Genomic DNA, 16,793 nt, shown 5'->3' with positions numbered 1-16,793 from the left:
CGACGCGCGGTTGGCCCGGCGGCCCCCGTCGGCGACCTGCTCCTGGCCCGCCGTCTACGGTCCCGACGACGATCCGCCACCGTTTTAGGTGCGCAATCTCCTCATCTGCATCGCGTCCTGGCAGAATTTGGCTCTGAGCTGGTCGTCCCCTAGACTCTAGGGGTTGCCTTGGGCAGACCTCGGCCGGTGCGAATCGGCCCCGCGTGCCTTTCGGTGACAAAGACCGCGCACGTCAGGTTTTTTGGTGGGTCATGCCCGCCGAATGCCCACTCAGGTGGGTCTCCTGCCGTGCACACGCAACCAGGTCAGGAGATCGAGTGATTCAGCAGGAATCGCGGCTGAAGGTCGCCGACAACACCGGCGCCAAGGAGATCTTGTGCATCCGTGTGCTGGGCGGTTCGTCGCGACGCTACGCCGGCATCGGCGATGTCATCGTCGCCACCGTCAAGGACGCCATCCCCGGCGGCAACGTCAAGCGTGGGGATGTCGTCAAGGCCGTCGTGGTGCGCACGGTCAAGGAGCGCCGGCGTCCCGACGGCAGCTACATCAAATTCGACGAGAACGCCGCGGTGATCATCAAGCCCGACAACGACCCGCGCGGGACGCGCATCTTCGGGCCGGTCGGCCGCGAACTGCGCGAGAAGCGATTCATGAAGATCATCTCGCTGGCTCCGGAGGTTTTGTAGATGAAGGTCAAAAAGGACGACACCGTCCTGGTGATCGCGGGTAAGGACAAGGGCGCCAAGGGCAAGGTGCTCAAGGTCTACCCCGAGCGCAACCGGGTGCTGGTCGAGGGCGTCAACGCGATCAAGAAGCACACCGCGATTTCGACCAACCAGCGCGGAGCCCAGTCGGGCGGAATCGTCACCCAGGAAGCCCCGATCGACGCCTCCAACGTGATGGTCGTCGACTCGGACGGCAAGCCCACCCGTGTCGGCTACCGGGTCGACGAGGAGACCGGCAAGCGCGTCCGCATCTCCAAGCGCAACGGCAAGGACATCTGATGACTACTGCAGAAAAAGCGCAGCCGCGCCTGAAAGAGCGCTACCGCAACGAGATTCGCGATGCGTTGCACAAGGAGTTCGGCTACGGCAACGTCATGCAGATCCCGACGGTGACCAAGGTCGTCGTCAACATGGGTGTCGGCGACGCCGCGCGAGACGCGAAGCTGATCAACGGGGCCGTCAGCGACCTGGCGCTGATCACCGGGCAACGGCCCGAGATCCGTCGCGCCCGCAAGTCCATCGCGCAGTTCAAACTGCGTGAGGGCATGCCGATCGGCGCGCGGGTCACCCTGCGCGGGGACCGGATGTGGGAGTTCCTCGACCGCCTCACCTCGATCGCGCTGCCCCGTATCCGCGACTTCCGCGGCCTTTCGCCCAAGCAGTTCGACGGTGTCGGCAACTACACGTTCGGGCTGGCCGAGCAGTCGGTGTTCCACGAGATCGACGTGGACAAGATCGACCGGGTCCGCGGCATGGACATCAACGTCGTCACCTCGGCGACGACCGACGAAGAAGGACGGGCGCTGTTGCGGGCCCTCGGCTTTCCCTTCAAGGAGAACTAAGCGATGGCAAAGAAGGCACTGGTCAACAAGGCCGCACGCAAGCCGAAGTTCGCGGTCCGCGGCTACACGCGCTGCAACAAGTGCGGCCGGCCCCGCGCGGTCTTCCGCAAATTCGGCCTGTGCAGGATCTGCCTGCGCGAGATGGCGCACGCGGGCGAGCTGCCCGGCGTGCAAAAGAGCAGCTGGTAACAGCCGAAACCCCCAGACCAACTCAGAAAAAGTGCGCGACAGGCCCGGACCGGGAACCACCGCGAGGAAGGTGACAGACACTGTCATGACTGCGACATCGACGATGCAGAGCGCAGCGATGAAGAGGAGTGGCGCTCGATGACTGCGACAGCGACGATGCAGAGCGCAGCGATGAAGAGGAGTGGCGCTCGATGACTATGACGGACCCGATCGCAGACTTCTTGACCCGTCTGCGCAACGCCAATTCGGCGTATCACGACGAGGTGACGTTGCCGCACTCGAAGCTCAAGGCCAACATCGCCCAGATCCTCAAGAGCGAGGGCTACATCAGCGACTACCGCACCGAGGATGCTCGGGTCGGCAAGTCGCTGATCGTTCAGCTCAAGTACGGGCCGAGCCGGGAGCGCAGCATCGCCGGTTTGCGCCGCGTGTCCAAGCCCGGTCTGCGGGTGTACGCGAAATCCACCAATCTGCCGCGCGTGCTCGGCGGCCTGGGTGTGGCGATCATCTCCACGTCCTCGGGTCTGCTCACCGACCGCCAGGCAGCCCGGCAGGGCGTGGGCGGCGAAGTCCTCGCGTACGTGTGGTGAGGGGGTAAGAGATGTCGCGTATTGGTAAGCAACCGGTTCCGGTTCCCGCCGGAGTCGACGTAACGATCGATGGCCAGAAGGTCTCGGTGAAGGGGCCCAAGGGCACCCTGGATTTGACCGTGGCCGAGCCGATCACCGTGGCGCGCAACGACGATGGCGCGATCGTGGTCACCCGCCCCAACGACGAGCGGCGCAACCGCTCGCTGCACGGGCTCTCGCGCACCCTGGTGTCCAACCTGGTCACCGGCGTGACGCAGGGCTACACCACCAAGATGGAGATCTTCGGCGTCGGTTACCGCGTGCAGCTCAAGGGCTCCAACCTCGAGTTCGCGCTGGGCTACAGCCACCCCGTGGTGATCGAGGCGCCGGACGGCATCACGTTCGCCGTGCAGTCGCCGACGAAGTTCACCATCACCGGGATCGACAAGCAGAAGGTCGGCCAGATCTCGGCGAACATCCGCCGTCTGCGTCGCCCCGACCCCTACAAGGGCAAGGGCGTGCGCTACGAGGGTGAGCAGATCCGCCGCAAGGTCGGAAAGACAGGTAAGTAATCATGGCGCAATCACAAGCTGGCACCGCCGCGCGAAAGCCGGTGGGGCAGAGCGTATCCGCGACCCGGCGCGTCTCTCGGCTGCGCAGGCACGCCCGGCTGCGCAAGAAGATCGAGGGCACCCCGCAGCGTCCCCGGCTGGTGGTCAACCGGTCCGCGCGACACATTCACGTGCAACTGGTCAACGACGAGAACGGGACCACTGTGGCCGCCGCGTCGTCGATCGAGGACGACGTGCGCAGCCTGCAGGGGGACAAGAAAGCCCGCAGCGTGCGGGTGGGCCAGCTGATCGCCGAGCGCGCCAAGGCCGCCGGCATCGACAGCGTGGTCTTCGACCGTGGCGGATACACCTACGGCGGACGGATCGCGGCGCTGGCCGATGCCGCACGCGAGAACGGATTGCAATTCTGATGACTGAGAACGTGTACACGACTGGAAGGACCGCATAATGGCGGAGCAGCCGGCCGGCGGACAAGGCGCCGGCGACAGCCGTGACTCGCGCGGTGACCGCGACAGCCGCGGTCGGCGCGGCGAGGGCGGTCGTGGCCGCGACCGCGACGGCGACAAGAGTAACTACCTGGAGCGGGTCGTCGCGATCAACCGCGTCTCCAAGGTGGTCAAGGGTGGCCGGCGATTCAGCTTCACCGCGCTGGTGATCGTCGGTGACGGCAACGGCATGGTCGGGGTCGGCTACGGCAAGGCCAAGGAAGTCCCCGCGGCCATCGCCAAGGGCGTCGAGGAGGCCCGTAAGGGCTTCTTCCGGGTGCCGCTGATCCGCGGGACCATCACGCACCCGGTGCAGGGTGAGGCGGCCGCCGGAGTGGTGCTGCTGCGCCCGGCCAGCCCGGGTACCGGTGTGATCGCCGGCGGCGCGGCCCGCGCCGTGCTGGAATGCGCTGGCGTGCACGACATCCTGGCCAAGTCGCTGGGCAGCGACAACGCCATCAACGTGGTGCACGCGACCGTCGCCGCGCTCAAGCTGCTGCAGCGCCCCGAGGAGGTCGCGGCTCGTCGCGGCCTGCCCATCGAGGACGTTGCCCCGGCCGGAATGCTCAAGGCGCGACGGGAAAGCGAAGCGCTGGCCAGTGCCGCGGCACGTGAGGCGCAGATTTCGGGGACCCAACCATGAGCAGTCAACTGAAGATCACCCAGGTGCGCAGCACCATCGGGGCCCGCTGGAAGCAGCGTGAGTCCCTGCGCACCCTGGGTCTGCGACGGATCCGTCACTCGGTGATCCGCGAGGACAACCCACAGACCCGCGGCCTGATCGCGGTGGTCAGCCACCTCGTCGAGGTGGAGCCGGCCGAGGCGAAGGCCGCCGGCACCGGAGGTAGCAAGAAATGACGATCAAGCTGCACGATCTCAAGCCCGCGCGCGGGTCGAAGACGGCCCGCACCCGCGTCGGTCGCGGTGAAGGCTCCAAGGGCAAGACCGCCGGCCGCGGCACCAAGGGCACCAAGGCGCGCAAGAACGTGCCGGCCACCTTCGAGGGTGGACAGATGCCGATCCACATGCGGCTGCCCAAGCTCAAGGGGTTCCGCAACCGGTTCCGCACCGAGTACGAGATCGTCAACGTCGGCGACCTCAATCGGCTTTTCCCGCAGGGCGGTTCGATCGGCGTGGACGAGCTGGTGGCCAAGGGCGCCGTTCGGAAGAACTCTCTGGTCAAGGTCCTCGGCGACGGCAAGCTGACCGTCAAGGTCGAGGTGACCGCGCACAAGTTCAGCGGCAGCGCACGCGAGAAGATCACCGCCGCCGGCGGTTCGGCCACCGAGCTGTAGGCCTCGCGCAACTACGTCAGCCGCGGAATCACTTCGGCGGCAAGGCGTTCCATCTGCTCGCGGTTCTCGCCGACCCCGGTGCCGACGGGATTCAGTAACAGCATCTGCGCCCCGGCGTCGATGACCTCACGCAGCCCGCGGGCCACGTCGTCGGGGGTGCCCGATACCGGCACGTCCTGCACGCCCGGCATCGGCCCGTAGATGCGGTCCAGCCCGGCGAGCACACGCTCCCGGGCCCTGCTGGCGTCGTCGTCAACCGTCAGGTAGACCCGCTTGGCGATGGTGAACCCGGCGGCGTCCTTGCGCTGCGCGTCGAGCTCGCGGCGCACGACGCCGACGGCCCCGGCGAACGCCTCGGTGGTCGACGAGCCGGCGCCCAGGAACGAATCGCCGTGCCGCACGGCGCGGGCCAGCGCTTTGGGGGCCAGGCCCCCGAACCAGATCGGCGGGTGCGGCCGCTGCACCGGCTTGGGCGCAATGGGCAGGTCGTCGACCTCGCGGAACCGGCCGTGGAACGTCACCCGGGGCTCGTCGGACCAGGCGGCCTTCATCAGCTCCAGCCCTTCGGTGAAATACGAGATGAAGGTGTCCTTGTCCACGCCGAAGGCGGCGAATTTCCGCCGACCGCCACCGGGCGCGACACCCACGTCGAGGCGGCCGTGGCTGAGTCGGTCGACGGCCGTGATCGCCGAGGCCAACTGCAGCGGCTCGTGCAGCGACGTCACCAGCACGCCGACGCCCAGGCGCAGCCGCTCGGTGCAGGCGGCGCAATAGGCCAGCAGCTCGAGCGGGGCCAGCAGCGGCGCGGGTCCGATTATCTGTTCGAGCACCCAGCCGCCCTCGAAGCCGAGCTCCTCGGCGCGGGTGAGGAAGGACCGCAGGCCCGCGGCGTCGAAAGCCTCGCCGGAACCGTCGTAGTCGAACTGCGGAATGGCGATGGAAAACCTCACCGGACCACCGTACGGTGGCCGCTCGGTAGTCTGCAGGCATGTTCGCTTTCCTGCCCTCGATACCCGGCTTGTCAAAAGGGGCGGACGACCTCCGCGCGCTGGCCGACCGGGTCGACACCGCCCGTCATCACGGCGTCCCCAACGGCTGCGTGCTCGAATTGGATTTGCGCTCGGTGCCGCCGGAGACGACGGGCTTCGACCCGCTGGCGATGATCACCGGGGGGAGCCGACAGGTATCGCTGCGCGACACGGTGTCCGCGATCTACCGGGCGGCCGAGGATCCGCGGGTCGCCGGGCTGATCGCCCGCGTGCAACTGACGGCATCGCCGTCGGCCGCGGTGCAGGAGCTGCGTGAGGCCATCGTCGCGTTCACCGCCGCCAAGCCGTCACTGGCCTGGGCCGAGACCTACCCGGGCACGCTCGGGTACTACCTGGCCTCGGCCTTCGGCGAGGTCTGGATGCAGCCCGCGGGAAGCGTCGCGCTGATCGGCTTCGCCAGCAACGCCACCTTTTTGCGCGACGCGTTCGACAAGGCCGGCATCGAGGCCGAAGTCGTCGCGCGCGGCGAATACAAGTCGGCGGCAAACCGTTTCACCGAGCACGGCTTCACCGAGGCCCACCGCGAGGCCGTCACCCGGATGCTCGAGAGCATCCGCGAACAGGTGTGGCAGGCGGTCGCGCAATCACGCAAGCTCGACGCTGCTGCCCTGGACGCCCTGGCCGACCGCGCGCCGCTGTTGCGCGAGGAGGCCGTGTCCTCGGGGCTGGTCGACCGGATCGGATTCCGTGACGAGGCCTACGCCCGTATCGCGGAACTGGTTGGGCCGCAAGACCATTCAGGAGACGATCCCGACGAGGACGAGCCACCCCGGCTCTATCTGTCGCGCTACGCCGGTGCGGCCCGGCCGCGGTTGATCCCGTCGGTGCCGTCGGTACCGGGTCGCCGATCCAAGCCGACGGTCGCCGTCATCAACGTCGACGGCACGATCGTCGACGGGCGTGGGGGACCCCAGTTCCTGCCGTTCGGCTCCTCCACCGTCGGCAGCGACACTATCGCGCCCGCGCTGCGGGAAGCCGCCGCCGACGATTCGGTGTCCGCGATCGTGGTGCGGGTCAACAGCCCCGGCGGCTCGGTCACCGCGTCGGAAACCCTGTGGCGCGAGGTGAAAAGGGCCCGCAAGCGCGGCAAGCCGGTGGTGGCGTCGATGGGGGCGGTCGCCGCCTCGGGCGGCTACTACATCGCGGTGGCGGCCGACGCGATCGTCGCCAGCCCGGCGACGATCACCGGGTCGATCGGCGTGCTCACCGGCAAGCTGGTGATCCGTGATCTGCTGGGGCGGTTGGGCGTCGGCTCGGACACCGTGCGCACCAACGCCAATGCCGACGCCTGGGCGATCGACACACCGTTCACGCCGGAGCAGCGCGCCCACCGGGAGGCCGAGGCCGACCTGCTCTACGCCGACTTCGTGGAGCGCGTCGCCGACGGCCGCAACCTGACCAGAGATGCCGTAGACCGGGTGGCGCGGGGCCGGGTCTGGACCGGCGCCGACGCGCTGGAGCGGGGCCTGGTCGACGAATTGGGCGGGTTCCGAACAGCGCTGCGTCGCGCGAAAATCCTTGCCGGACTGGACGAGGACGCCGACGTGCGCATCGTCACCTACCCGGGCGGCTCGCTGCTGGACATGCTTCGCCCCCGGGCCTCCTCGCAACCGGCCGCCGCGTCGCTGCCCGACGCGCTGGGCGCGCTGCTGGGCCGCACCATCGGCGGCATCGTGGACAACGTCGATCGGTCCTTCAGCGGCGCCAACGCTTTGTGGGTGGGGCCCTGGCGGCTCTAGGGTTTCAGCTAGCCGGCGAGCTTGCCGCTGATGAAGACGATTTCACCGAGCGGGTCGTCGTTCTCCGGGGCGGGCACGTCGAAGCCGCCGCGCTGGAAGAGCTCGGTGCGGGTGACGCCCTCGGCCCGCCACCCGGTGCTCGACAGGTAGTCGACGACGTGGTTGCGTTCGCCGGCGTAGACCAGTGACGCCATGTCGATGTCGACGCCGTGGTCCCGGAACGAGCCGGACATCTCCCGCACCTTCTCGGCGTCGAAATCCACGATGCCGGGCACGAATTCGGTGGCAATGGTGCTGCCGGGCGCGCTGAGCGCGGTGATGTTGTCGAACAGCCGGTCCTGGGCGTCCGGCGGCAGGTAGATCAGCAGGCCCTCGGCCAACCACGCCGTCGGTGCCGCCGTATCGAAGCCGGCGTCCTTCAGCGCGGTGGGCCAGTCCGCCCGCAGGTCGATGCCGACGGTGCGCCGATCGGCGGTCGGTTCGGCGCCGATGCCGGCCAGCGTCGTCGTCTTGAACTCGATCACCTGCGGCTGGTCGATCTCGTAGACCACCGTGCCGTCCGGCCACGGCAACCGGTAGGCGCGCGCGTCCAGGCCGGAAGCCAGGATCACCACCTGACGCACCCCGGTGCCGACGGCGTCCATGAAGTAGTCGTCGAAGTACTTGGTGCGCACCGTCATTCCGTCGATCATCGCCTGAATCCGCACCGTCGAAGCGTTCTCGATCGCATCGATGTCGAGCTCGCCGTCCATCATCTTGGTGAAGAAATCCACGCCGACCGCGCGCACCAGTGGTTCGGCGAACGGATCGTTGATCAAACCCCGCGGATCCTTCGTCGCCATCGCGCGCCCGGCCGCGACCATGGTCGCGGTGGCGCCGACGCTGGACGCCAGATCCCAGTTGTCGTCGTGAGTGCGTGGCATGCAAAGAACCTTACTTGAGCGTCGCGGCGACGTAGCTCAGGTCGCCGAAGGTGGCCGCCATCTCGTCTTCGGGATACTCAAACCCGTTGCGGGCGTACAGCTCCCGGGCGGGATGCACGCTCACCTGCCAGCCGTGGCCGTTCAGGTAGTCGACGACGACGTTGCGCTCGCCCCGGTAGAACAGGTCGGCCGCGTTCAGGTTGAAGCCGAAGCGCTGCCACCGCTCGGAGATGCGGCGCAGGCGCTCGTCGGAGAACGCGTTGGCGTCGGGCACGTGTTCGGTCGCCACCCGGCTGCCCGGCGCGGACAGCGCGGTGACGTTGTCGAACAGCCGGTCCTGGGCTTCGGGCGGCAGGTAGGGCAGCAGCCCCTCGGCGCTCCACGCGGTCGGTTGGGTGACGTCAAAACCGCCCTCGCGCAAGGCCGCCGGCCAGTCGTCGCGCAGGTCGATGCTGATCGTGCGGCGCTGCGCGGTGGGGGCGGCGCCGAGGCCGGCCAGCGTGTCGGTCTTGAAGGCGATGACGTCGGGCTGGTCGATCTCGTAGACCACCGTGCCCGCCGGCCACCGCAGGCGGTAGGCCCTGGTGTCCAGGCCGGAAGCCAGGATCACCGCCTGCCTGATGCCCGCGTTCGTCGCGTCCAGGAAGAAGTCGTCGAAAAACCTGGTGCGCACCGTGATCTGCTCGGCCCGGGCCCTGCGGTTGAACAGCGGATCGTCCTCGAAGTCGATCTCCCCGTCGATGATCCGGATGAAGGGATCCAGCCCGACGGCGCGGACCAACGGCTCGGCCAGCGGATCGTCGAGCAGCGCATCGGGTCCCTTCGACGCCACCGCGCGGGAGGCGGCGACCATGGTTGCCGTCGCCCCCACGCTGTGTGCCGGTCCCCAGCTGTCGCCCTCGGCGCGCCCCTCACTCATAGGTGCCGCTCGTGTAGAGCATCTCGCCCATCCGCATGTCGTCGTCGCTGAGCGGGTCAAGCCCGTTGGCGGCGAACAGATCCCGGATGCTGGCGCTGTTCAGGCGCCACCCGTGCGCGGCCAGGTAGGGGGCCGCCTCGTTGCGCTCGCCGAAGTAGACCAGTCCCGCCATGTCGAGGTCGAAGCCGTGCGCACGCCAGCGTTCGGAGATCGCCTGCATGCGCTCCTTGAGCTTCTCGTCGTCGCCGGGCTGCGGGTTGGGCGCGCTCTCGGTGGCCAGCCGGCTGCCCGGCGCGGACAGCTCGGTGATGGTGTCCAACAGGCGATCCTGGGCGTCCGGCGGCAGGTAGCCGAGCAGGCCCTCGGCGCTCCACGCCGTCGGCTGGGCCGGGTCGAATCCGGCATCTTTCAGCGCCGCGGGCCAGTCGTCGCGCAGGTCGATGGCCACCACGCGCCGCTCGGCGGTGGGGGCGGCGCCCAGCTCGGCCAGCGAGCGGGTCTTGAATTCGATGACCTGCGGCTGGTCCACCTCGTAGACCACCGTCCCGGCCGGCCAGGCGAGGCGGTAGGCGCGCGCGTCCAGCCCGGAGGCCAAAATCACCGCCTGCTTGATCCCGCCGTTCGTGGCGTCCAGAAAGAACTCGTCGAAGAACTTGGTGCGCACGGCCATGTTGTCGGCCATCCGCGACATCGCCCCGGCCGATCCCACAGTGCCGTCGTGGACGTCGTTCAGCTCGGCCGGGTCGAGCTCGCCGCTCGCCAGCCGGGAGAGCAGGTCGACCCCGACCAACTTGACCAGCGGCTCGGCGAACGGGTCGTTGATCAGCGGGCGCTCGGCGCGGGTCGCCATCGCGCGGGCCGCCGCGACCATGGTGGCGGTCACGCCGACGCTGGAGGCGAGGTCCCAGGTGTCGCCCTCGTACCTGGTGGAAGTCATGGTTGTGCCCCTATCGGAGGTAGTCAATCTAATACTTAGCCGATATAACAAGCTTCCCCCACTGTACGCTTCCCGGGATTCGCGGCAACCTTTACTGATGGCGTACGAGCCGGCGGGCAAGCGGGTGTTGATCACGGGCGCCTCGTCGGGATTGGGCGCGGCCCTGGCCCGGCGGCTGGCCGGCGGGGGCGCGGTGGTCGGGCTGATCGCGCGCCGCCGGGATCGGCTGGCCGAGGTCCTGGCCGACTGCCGCCGCGCCGCCCCGGGGTCGGCGATGTGGGTGGCCGACCTGGCTGAGGCCTCCGCGCTGCGCGACCTGGCGGCGGCCGCCTGGGCCGAGCTCGGCGGCATCGACGTGCTGATCAACAACGCGGCCACCCCGAAGCGGCGGCCGGTCACCGCGCTCGATCCCGACGAGGTCGAAGACGTCATGCGGGTCAACTTCTTCGCCCCGGTGCGCCTGACGCTGGCCCTGTTGCCGCGGATGCGCGAGCGCGGCACGGGCATGATCGTCAACGTGTCCAGCGTGGGCGGCCGGCTCGGAATAATCCACGAAAGCGCCTACTGCGCAGGCAAATTCGCGCTATGTGGGTGGAGCGAGGCGATGGCCGTGGACCTGCACGGTTCCGCGATCTCGGTGAAGCTGATCGAGCCGGGCCCGGTGGACACCGAGATCTGGGATCACCCGGGCAGCGAGGAACCCCTCTACCGGGGGCCCAAGGTCGCCGCCGAGGAGGTGGCCGACGGGATCATCGCGGCCCTGGGCGACGAGAAGTTCGAGCACTACCTTCCCGACATGAAGGCGGTCGTCGACGCCAAGAACGCCGACCTCGACGCGTTCATCGCCGGAGCGGCCGGGATGGCTGCGCCATGAGGGCACTGGTCTACGGCGTGCCGCCGGAGCCCTTCGAGGTCCCCGAGCGCGCCAACGCGCTGACCCAGAATCTCGCCCGCACTCCGACCGCGCTGCGCGTGGTGCCGGATCCGCATCTGCCGCACGGGGATTGGGTGCTCACCCGGCCGCGGCTGACCGGCATCTGCGGGTCGGATTCCAAGCAGATCCTGATGGACTTCGGCGAAGGCGACGCCGACAACGCCATGTCCGCGTTCTGTTCGTTCCCGCAAGTCATGGGCCACGAGGTGGTCGCCGACGTCGTGGCGCTGGGCCCGAGGGCGCGCGGCCTGCAGGTGGGGCAGCGGGTGGTGCTCAACCCGTGGCTGTCCTGCGGGCCGCGCGGCATCGCGCCGCCCTGCCCGGCGTGCGAGGCCGGCGACTACAGCCTGTGCTGGAGCTTCACCGACGGCGACATCAAGCCCGGCATCCACACCGGCGTCTCGGCCGACGTGACGGGCGGCTACGCCGAATTGATGCCCGCCCACGACAGCATGCTGTTCGCCGTGCCGGACTCGATTCCCGACGAGATGGCGGTGTTCGCCGACCCGTTCTCGGTGTCCCTGCACGCGATCACCCGCCACCCGCCGCCCGACACGGGCTCGGTGCTGGTGTACGGGGCCGGTTCGCTGGGGTTGTGCGCGGTGGCGATCCTGCGGGCGCTGTATCCCGGTGTGGCCGTTGCCGTGGTGGCCCGCTTCGGCGCACAGGCCGAGTTGGCGCGCCGGTTCGGCGCCGCCAAAGTCCTTGCGCACGAGCCGCGTTCGGACCTCATCGAAGAGCTCGTGGCGTGGGGCGGCGGTCGGTTGCGCCGGCCGCTGCTGGGTCTGCCGATGGCCCACCCCGGCGCGGTCGATGTCGTCTACGACACGGTCGGCAAGCCCGAGACCTTCGAGGTGGGCGTCCGGGTCCTGCGCTCGCGAGGGACCCTGGTGAAGGCCGGCGTCCACGCGCCCGGCCGCTGGGAGGACAGCCCGCTCTACTTCAAAGAGATCTCCCTGGTGGGCTCGAACGCCTTCGGCGTCGAGGAGGTCGACGGGCAGCGCAAGCACGCCATCGCCCACTACCTCGACCTGGCCGGCGCCGGACGCATCGACCTGCGCCCGATGCTCACCCACACCTTCGCGTTAGAGCGTTGGCGCGACGCGTTTTTGGCGATCGCCGATCAGGGCGAGAGCGGCGCGGTGAAGGTCGGGATCGATCAGCGCTAGGCGTTGGCGCGCAGATAGCCGTAGACCGCGGCGAAGTTGCGGTTGACGTCCTCGGGGATCGGCACCGGGCCGCCGAGAGCGCGTGCGCCCCAAACGATTTGGGCGGTACGCTCCACCAGCGCGGTGACGTGCAGGACCTTGTCCGGCCGGGGTCCGACGGCCACCAGCCCGTGGTTCGCGATCAGCGCGGCGGCGCGGCCCTCGAGTGCGGAGACCGCGTTGGTCCCGACGTCGGGGGTCCCCGACGCGGCGTATTCGGTGCACCGGACGTCCCCGCCGCAGTACACCGCGAACTCGTCGATGCAGGCCGGGATCGGCTCGTGGGCGATGGCGAACATGGTGGCCCACACCGGATGACTGTGAATGACGCTGCCGATGTCGTCGAAGGCCCGGTAGCAGGCCAGGTGCAGCTGCATCTCCGAGGACGGCGACCGGCCCTCGGCCGCCTGCAGCACGGAGCCGCCGGGGTCGACCAGCACGAGGTCGTCGAGCTGCATGTCGCGGTAGTCGACCGACGACGGGGTGATGACGATGTTGCCGTCGGCGCGGCGCGCCGAGATGTTGCCTGCGGTGCCCTCCACCAGGCCCCGGCGCAGCATGTCCTTGGCCGCGTCCAGCACCGCGGTCTCCGCATTGTCGACGCATTTCACGGACGTCATCGCCTCAGCACCTCCGGGTTGACGATATGGGCGGGCGCGTCGCCGCTCAACAGCGCTTCGAGGTCGTCGGCCACCATCTGCGCCTGCCGGGCCTCGGTGTTCCAGGTGGCGCCGCCGATGTGCGGTGTCAGCACGACGTTTGCCATCCCCACCAGTGGATGGTCGGCCGGCAGCCATTCGCCGACGAAGTGATCCAGGCCCGCGGCGGCCACCTTGCCCGCGACCAGGGCGTCGACGAGCGCGTCGGTGTCGTGCAGCTGGGCGCGCGCGGTGTTGAGGAAGACCACGCCGTCGCGCATGGCCGCGAACTGGGCGGCGCCGATCATGCCGGCGGTGTCGTCGGTGACCGGCGCGTGCAGGGACACGATGTCGGCCTCGGCCAGCAGCTCGTCGAGGCCGTGGCGCGCGTCGGGGTTGTACGGGTCGTGCGCGATGACCCGTAGGCCCAGCCCGGACAGCCGCCACTGCGTGGCGCGGCCGACGGCCCCCAGGCCCACCAGCCCCGCGGTGAGTCCCGCGATCTCGCCGCCGCGGAAACGCTGATAGGGGATGCTGCCGTCGCGAAAGATGTTGCCGCTGCGCACATCCGCGTCCGCCGGCAGCACGTGGCGGGTGGCGGCCAGCAGCAGGGCCACCGTCATCTCGGCGACGGCGTCGGCGTTGCGGGCCGGGGTGTTCAGCACCGGGATACCGGCAGCGGTGGCCCCGGCGACGTCGACGTTGTTGGGGTCGCCGCGGGTGGAGGCGATCGCGCGCAACCCCTGGGCGAACACCGGGCCGCGCACCGAATCGCTTTCCACCACCACGATTTCGGCGCCCTCGCTCGCGATCCGTTCGGCCAGCTGCTCGGCGCTGTAGATGCGCAGCGGGGTCTGTTCGATCCAGGGGTCATAGATCACGTCGGCCAGCTCCCGGAGCTTGGCGAAGCCCGGCCCCCGCAGCGGCGCCGTGACCAAGGCGCGCGGTTTAGACGTCACGAGTGCCAATGCTGGCGTACGGTGACGCGCGTGTCACGTAAAGACGTCACAATCGGCATCGACGTCGGCAGCACCGCGGTCAAGGCGATAGCCGCCGACGCCGACGGCAACGTGACGGCGCGGGTGCGCATTCCCCACGAGCTGCGGGTCCCGGCGGCCGACCGGCTCGAGCACGACGCCGACGAGGCGTGGCGGCGGGGGCCGTCGGCGGCCCTGAACGAACTGGCCCACCGGACCGATGCCGCGGCGGTGGCCGTCTCGGCGATGGTGCCGTCGATGACCGCCGTCGACGCCGCGGGCACGCCGATCACGCCGGGGCTGCTGTACGGCGACGGCCGGGGCCGTACCCCCGGCGGCCCGGGCCCACAAGCACAGCCGCTGCCCGCGCTGGGCGAGGCCGCCGAGTTCTTGCGCTGGACGGCCGCCCAGGCGCCCGAGGCCGCCGGCTACTGGCCCGCGCCGGCGGTGGCCAACCACGCGCTGGCGGGCCAGGCCGTGATCGACATCGCCACCGCCGCCACGGCGTTCCCCTTGTTCGACGGGACCGGCTGGGACCCCGCCGCGTGCGCCGAGCGGGGCGCGCGCGCCGAGCAGCTGCCGCGGGTGGAAAGCATGGGAGCCGTCGTCGGGCAGGTGCGCGGCACCGGCGCCGCGCTGGCCACCGGCGCCATCGACGCGCTGTGCGAACAGATCGTGGCCGGCGCCGACCGCGACGGCGACGTGCTGGTGATGTGCGGCACCACGCTGATCGTGTGGACGACCATTTCCGAGGCCCGGCAGATGCCCGGCCTGTGGACCATTCCCCACACCACGCCCGGCAAAAGTCAGATCGGCGGAGCGAGCAACGCCGGCGGGCTGTTCCTCGGCTGGGTGGATCGCGTTGTGGCACAAGCGGATCCGACGGCCGTCGAACCCGGCCGCATCCCGGTGTGGGCGCCTTACCTGCGGGGTGAGCGCAGCCCGTTCCACGACCCGGACCGCCGCGGCATGCTCGAGGCGCTGGATCTGACCCACGACGCGGCCGCGGTGCGGCGGGCCGCCTACGAGGCCTCGGGCTTCGTGGTACGCCAGCTGATCGAACTGAGCGCCGCGCCGGTGTCGCGCATCGTCGCGACCGGCGGCGGCACCCGGGTCGGGCCGTGGCTGCAGGCCATCGCCGACGCCACCGGGCGCCCCGTCGAGGTGTCCGCGGTGGCGGAGGGGGCCGCGCTGGGGGCGGCCTTCCTGGCGCGCATGGCGGCCGGCCTGGAGACGACGATCGCCGATGCGGCCCGGTGGGTGCGCACCGAGCGCATCGTCGAGCCCGATCCCGCCTGGGCGGCCGCCGTCGAGGACCGCTACCAGCGGTTCCTGCAGATGGCAGACCGCCGGTGTAGCGCGGTGGCACCACCGCCGTTCTGATATGGGGTGTTGCTTTGTCAAGTGGCAGGGTGAAGCGGCGGCCACGACCGTCGTCGCGGCCGCCGCTTCGTTGGCCCGATAGAGTTTGACGCGGCGTCGTGTCGACGCTGGGTCAGTCTGATATGCGCGGGTTGGTTACCGCAGGACGGGACTTTCGGCATGAGCGGTTCGCTGGTCTAGGGTCGAGGGTCTAGGGTCGAGGGTAGATGCGTTGCGCTGCAATGTATCTCCTCATAGAACTGACGCGTGTCGCTCAGTCAAACGCTTTGCCTGCGTCGTCTCTGTCGGGACAATTGTGGTTACTTAGCCGTCGAGAACGGCCACCGACCAGCACCAGCCGGCCAGTTCACGAGCGATCGCGGCGTTGGCGATCACTGGCCGTTTGTGACGCTGATCGAAGCGGACCCAGCGGGTATGCAGGCGTCGATTGGCGGCGTGACTGCGCGCCCGCAGGGCAGGTGTGGCCGTGGCCCAGCGGCGTCGCAGACGTTGGCTGGGCCGATAGGGCTTGCGGTGATGCCAAGCCGACTCGATCAGCAATCGACGGACATGACCATTGCCGGTCTTGGTCAGCCCGCCCTGAGCGCGTGTATCGCCAGAGGAATACTCCGTAGGGACCAGGCCGACGTAGGCGCCGATCGTACGGCCGGTGAAGCGGGTCCAGTCACCAATCTCGACGGCCAAACCGAATGCAGTCAGTGTGGAGATTCCTCGCAGGCACTGCAGGCGGCCGGCGACGCCGGTGAACTCCGAGTCGGCGGCCATCTCGGCGATCGCGTGATCGAGCCTGTCGCGGCGATCAACGGTGGCCAGCATCGCATCGAATGCGGCGTCAAACGCCGCCTGCTGGCCGACATTGCCGAACTGCTGTTGACGTAACCATTGTTCGTGTTTACTCGTCCAGGCTTCACCGCCGTGGTAGATAATCCCTTGCCGCAGAAGCAGTTTCGATATCCGGTGGCGCGCGCTCATCAGATCGCCGCGGCAATCCTCGCGAGCACGGACCAGATCTCGGGCAGACTCTTGGGCCGGCGAGGGAATCGCCACGCACACCACTTCGCCCAGATGAAGGAGCCGGGCCAAGTGCCGCGCATCACGCGCATCGGTCTTGACCCGATCGCCAGCGGGCCGGATCAGCTTCGAGGGCGCCAACACCGGGCAGTCGATCCCGGCCGCGAGCAAAGCCCGCGCCAACCCAAATCCCGTCGGTCCCGCCTCATACACCGCATTGACCGGCCCCGGCAACGACCGAGCCCACTCGAGGATCTCCCCGTGGTGCGGAGTCATCCGGCGCTCGATCACCTCGCCGGTCTCACCATCCAACGCACACCCGAACACCGATCGTGCGTGCACATCCAAGCCAACACTCGTACGCTGACGTATCACTGGGGCCTCCCAAATCTGTGGCT

The 16,793-nt window shown here is 69.2% G+C and carries 21 protein-coding genes; 14 read left to right on the top strand and 7 right to left on the bottom strand.

All coding sequences use genetic code 11. The features are described 5' to 3' along the window. The first annotated feature begins 317 nt into the window (after positions 1 to 317). The 10 genes from rplN to rplO all read left to right on the top strand — a co-directional run bounded on the left by rplN (position 318) and on the right by rplO (position 4,677). Positions 318 to 686, top strand: a complete 369-nt coding sequence (gene rplN, locus JF781_RS15080; protein ID WP_003403649.1) for a 50S ribosomal protein L14 — start codon at positions 318 to 320, stop codon at positions 684 to 686. After that, the gene (gene rplX / locus JF781_RS15075; RefSeq protein WP_008260626.1) at positions 687 to 1,004 is read left to right on the top strand and encodes a 50S ribosomal protein L24; all 318 of its coding nucleotides are present in this window, start codon (positions 687 to 689) and stop codon (positions 1,002 to 1,004) included. Beyond that, on the top strand, positions 1,004 to 1,567 hold the full coding sequence (gene rplE / locus JF781_RS15070; RefSeq protein ID WP_064937345.1) for a 50S ribosomal protein L5: 564 nt from the start codon (positions 1,004 to 1,006) through the stop codon (positions 1,565 to 1,567). Before rplX ends, rplE begins: the two co-directional genes overlap by 1 nt. Before the next feature lie 3 nt (positions 1,568 to 1,570). Then, positions 1,571 to 1,756, top strand: a complete 186-nt coding sequence (locus JF781_RS15065; RefSeq protein WP_003873499.1) for a type Z 30S ribosomal protein S14 — start codon at positions 1,571 to 1,573, stop codon at positions 1,754 to 1,756. A gap of 191 nt (positions 1,757 to 1,947) precedes the next feature. After that, positions 1,948 to 2,346, top strand: coding sequence for a 30S ribosomal protein S8 (rpsH, locus tag JF781_RS15060; RefSeq protein ID WP_008260619.1), 399 nt, complete (start codon positions 1,948 to 1,950; stop codon positions 2,344 to 2,346). Positions 2,347 to 2,357: 11 nt separating this feature from the next. Further along, the gene (gene rplF, locus JF781_RS15055) at positions 2,358 to 2,897 is read left to right on the top strand and encodes a 50S ribosomal protein L6 (RefSeq protein ID WP_008260611.1); all 540 of its coding nucleotides are present in this window, start codon (positions 2,358 to 2,360) and stop codon (positions 2,895 to 2,897) included. Positions 2,898 to 2,938: 41 nt separating this feature from the next. Continuing rightward, the gene (gene rplR / locus JF781_RS15050; protein WP_008260609.1) at positions 2,939 to 3,307 is read left to right on the top strand and encodes a 50S ribosomal protein L18; all 369 of its coding nucleotides are present in this window, start codon (positions 2,939 to 2,941) and stop codon (positions 3,305 to 3,307) included. A gap of 37 nt (positions 3,308 to 3,344) precedes the next feature. After that, positions 3,345 to 4,025 carry a 30S ribosomal protein S5 gene (rpsE, locus tag JF781_RS15045; RefSeq protein WP_225328661.1) on the top strand — a complete coding sequence of 227 codons (681 nt, stop codon included), beginning with the start codon at positions 3,345 to 3,347 and terminating at the stop codon, positions 4,023 to 4,025. Then, entirely contained in the window at positions 4,022 to 4,240 is a 219-nt protein-coding gene (gene rpmD, locus JF781_RS15040) for a 50S ribosomal protein L30 (RefSeq protein ID WP_225328662.1), read from the top strand. Before rpsE ends, rpmD begins: the two co-directional genes overlap by 4 nt. Further along, complete coding sequence (gene rplO / locus JF781_RS15035) at positions 4,237 to 4,677, top strand: 50S ribosomal protein L15 (protein ID WP_225328663.1); 441 nt, start codon at positions 4,237 to 4,239, stop codon at positions 4,675 to 4,677. Before rpmD ends, rplO begins: the two co-directional genes overlap by 4 nt. 11 nt (positions 4,678 to 4,688) lie before the next feature. Here rplO and JF781_RS15030 read toward each other — a convergent pair whose 3' ends face one another. After that, positions 4,689 to 5,627 (bottom strand): LLM class flavin-dependent oxidoreductase, encoded by a 939-nt coding sequence (locus tag JF781_RS15030; protein ID WP_225328664.1) that lies wholly within the window; start codon positions 5,625 to 5,627, stop codon positions 4,689 to 4,691. Positions 5,628 to 5,665: 38 nt separating this feature from the next. Between JF781_RS15030 and sppA the strand changes: the two genes are divergently transcribed. Next, complete coding sequence (gene sppA / locus JF781_RS15025; RefSeq protein WP_225328665.1) at positions 5,666 to 7,465, top strand: signal peptide peptidase SppA; 1,800 nt, start codon at positions 5,666 to 5,668, stop codon at positions 7,463 to 7,465. Positions 7,466 to 7,473: 8 nt separating this feature from the next. On the opposite strand, the gene JF781_RS15020 is transcribed toward sppA, so the two are convergent. The 3 genes from JF781_RS15020 to JF781_RS15010 are packed head-to-tail and all read right to left on the bottom strand — an operon-like array spanning position 7,474 to position 10,244. Then, positions 7,474 to 8,388: a class I SAM-dependent methyltransferase gene (locus JF781_RS15020; protein ID WP_225328666.1), complete on the bottom strand. Its 915-nt coding sequence runs from the start codon at positions 8,386 to 8,388 to the stop codon at positions 7,474 to 7,476. A gap of 10 nt (positions 8,389 to 8,398) precedes the next feature. Next, positions 8,399 to 9,307 carry a class I SAM-dependent methyltransferase gene (locus tag JF781_RS15015; protein WP_225328667.1) on the bottom strand — a complete coding sequence of 303 codons (909 nt, stop codon included), beginning with the start codon at positions 9,305 to 9,307 and terminating at the stop codon, positions 8,399 to 8,401. After that, positions 9,300 to 10,244 carry a class I SAM-dependent methyltransferase gene (locus JF781_RS15010; RefSeq protein WP_225328668.1) on the bottom strand — a complete coding sequence of 315 codons (945 nt, stop codon included), beginning with the start codon at positions 10,242 to 10,244 and terminating at the stop codon, positions 9,300 to 9,302. The genes JF781_RS15015 and JF781_RS15010 overlap by 8 nt, the downstream gene beginning before the upstream one ends. 97 nt (positions 10,245 to 10,341) lie before the next feature. Between JF781_RS15010 and JF781_RS15005 the strand changes: the two genes are divergently transcribed. Next, on the top strand, positions 10,342 to 11,118 hold the full coding sequence (locus JF781_RS15005; RefSeq protein ID WP_225328669.1) for an SDR family oxidoreductase: 777 nt from the start codon (positions 10,342 to 10,344) through the stop codon (positions 11,116 to 11,118). Beyond that, a complete protein-coding gene (locus JF781_RS15000) occupies positions 11,115 to 12,347 on the top strand; it encodes a zinc-binding dehydrogenase (protein WP_225328670.1) in 1,233 nt (410 codons plus the stop codon). Before JF781_RS15005 ends, JF781_RS15000 begins: the two co-directional genes overlap by 4 nt. Here JF781_RS15000 and JF781_RS14995 read toward each other — a convergent pair. Together JF781_RS14995 and JF781_RS14990 are read right to left on the bottom strand one after the other, a co-directional pair. After that, positions 12,344 to 13,006 (bottom strand): L-fuculose-phosphate aldolase, encoded by a 663-nt coding sequence (locus JF781_RS14995; RefSeq protein ID WP_225328671.1) that lies wholly within the window; start codon positions 13,004 to 13,006, stop codon positions 12,344 to 12,346. The genes JF781_RS15000 and JF781_RS14995 overlap by 4 nt on opposite strands. Beyond that, positions 13,003 to 13,983 (bottom strand): NAD(P)-dependent oxidoreductase, encoded by a 981-nt coding sequence (locus JF781_RS14990; RefSeq protein WP_225328672.1) that lies wholly within the window; start codon positions 13,981 to 13,983, stop codon positions 13,003 to 13,005. The genes JF781_RS14995 and JF781_RS14990 overlap by 4 nt, the downstream gene beginning before the upstream one ends. Before the next feature lie 30 nt (positions 13,984 to 14,013). Here JF781_RS14990 and JF781_RS14985 point away from each other — a divergent pair, with 30 nt between their 5' ends. Further along, positions 14,014 to 15,384, top strand: a complete 1,371-nt coding sequence (locus JF781_RS14985) for an FGGY-family carbohydrate kinase (RefSeq protein ID WP_225328673.1) — start codon at positions 14,014 to 14,016, stop codon at positions 15,382 to 15,384. 303 nt (positions 15,385 to 15,687) lie between these two features. Here JF781_RS14985 and JF781_RS14980 read toward each other — a convergent pair whose 3' ends face one another. Then, the gene (locus JF781_RS14980; RefSeq protein WP_308011564.1) at positions 15,688 to 16,737 is read right to left on the bottom strand and encodes an IS110 family transposase; all 1,050 of its coding nucleotides are present in this window, start codon (positions 16,735 to 16,737) and stop codon (positions 15,688 to 15,690) included. Positions 16,738 to 16,793 lie beyond the last annotated feature (56 nt).

This window comes from Mycobacterium sp. WUMAC-067, assembly GCF_020217485.1.
Taxonomy (GTDB): Bacteria; Actinomycetota; Actinomycetes; order Mycobacteriales; family Mycobacteriaceae; genus Mycobacterium.
Note: the sequence above shows the minus strand (reverse complement) of the source record. Positions and strands in the feature narration are given on the sequence as shown.

Excerpts from the sequence above, each read along its gene's own strand:
- rpsE (WP_225328661.1), top strand. The coding sequence starts at position 3,345 with ATGGCGGAGCAGCCGGCCGGCGGACAAGGCGCCGGCGACAGCCGTGAC.
- JF781_RS15010 (WP_225328668.1), bottom strand. The coding sequence starts at position 10,244 with ATGACTTCCACCAGGTACGAGGGCGACACCTGGGACCTCGCCTCCAGC.
- JF781_RS15020 (WP_225328666.1), bottom strand. The coding sequence starts at position 8,388 with ATGCCACGCACTCACGACGACAACTGGGATCTGGCGTCCAGCGTCGGC.
- rplX (WP_008260626.1), top strand. The coding sequence starts at position 687 with ATGAAGGTCAAAAAGGACGACACCGTCCTGGTGATCGCGGGTAAGGAC.
- sppA (WP_225328665.1), top strand. The coding sequence starts at position 5,666 with ATGTTCGCTTTCCTGCCCTCGATACCCGGCTTGTCAAAAGGGGCGGAC.
- rplE (WP_064937345.1), top strand. The coding sequence starts at position 1,004 with ATGACTACTGCAGAAAAAGCGCAGCCGCGCCTGAAAGAGCGCTACCGC.
- JF781_RS14995 (WP_225328671.1), bottom strand. The coding sequence starts at position 13,006 with ATGACGTCCGTGAAATGCGTCGACAATGCGGAGACCGCGGTGCTGGAC.
- JF781_RS15005 (WP_225328669.1), top strand. The coding sequence starts at position 10,342 with ATGGCGTACGAGCCGGCGGGCAAGCGGGTGTTGATCACGGGCGCCTCG.
- JF781_RS15000 (WP_225328670.1), top strand. The coding sequence starts at position 11,115 with ATGAGGGCACTGGTCTACGGCGTGCCGCCGGAGCCCTTCGAGGTCCCC.
- JF781_RS15015 (WP_225328667.1), bottom strand. The coding sequence starts at position 9,307 with ATGAGTGAGGGGCGCGCCGAGGGCGACAGCTGGGGACCGGCACACAGC.
- rplO (WP_225328663.1), top strand. The coding sequence starts at position 4,237 with ATGACGATCAAGCTGCACGATCTCAAGCCCGCGCGCGGGTCGAAGACG.
- JF781_RS15065 (WP_003873499.1), top strand. The coding sequence starts at position 1,571 with ATGGCAAAGAAGGCACTGGTCAACAAGGCCGCACGCAAGCCGAAGTTC.
- rpsH (WP_008260619.1), top strand. The coding sequence starts at position 1,948 with ATGACTATGACGGACCCGATCGCAGACTTCTTGACCCGTCTGCGCAAC.
- rpmD (WP_225328662.1), top strand. The coding sequence starts at position 4,022 with ATGAGCAGTCAACTGAAGATCACCCAGGTGCGCAGCACCATCGGGGCC.
- rplF (WP_008260611.1), top strand. The coding sequence starts at position 2,358 with ATGTCGCGTATTGGTAAGCAACCGGTTCCGGTTCCCGCCGGAGTCGAC.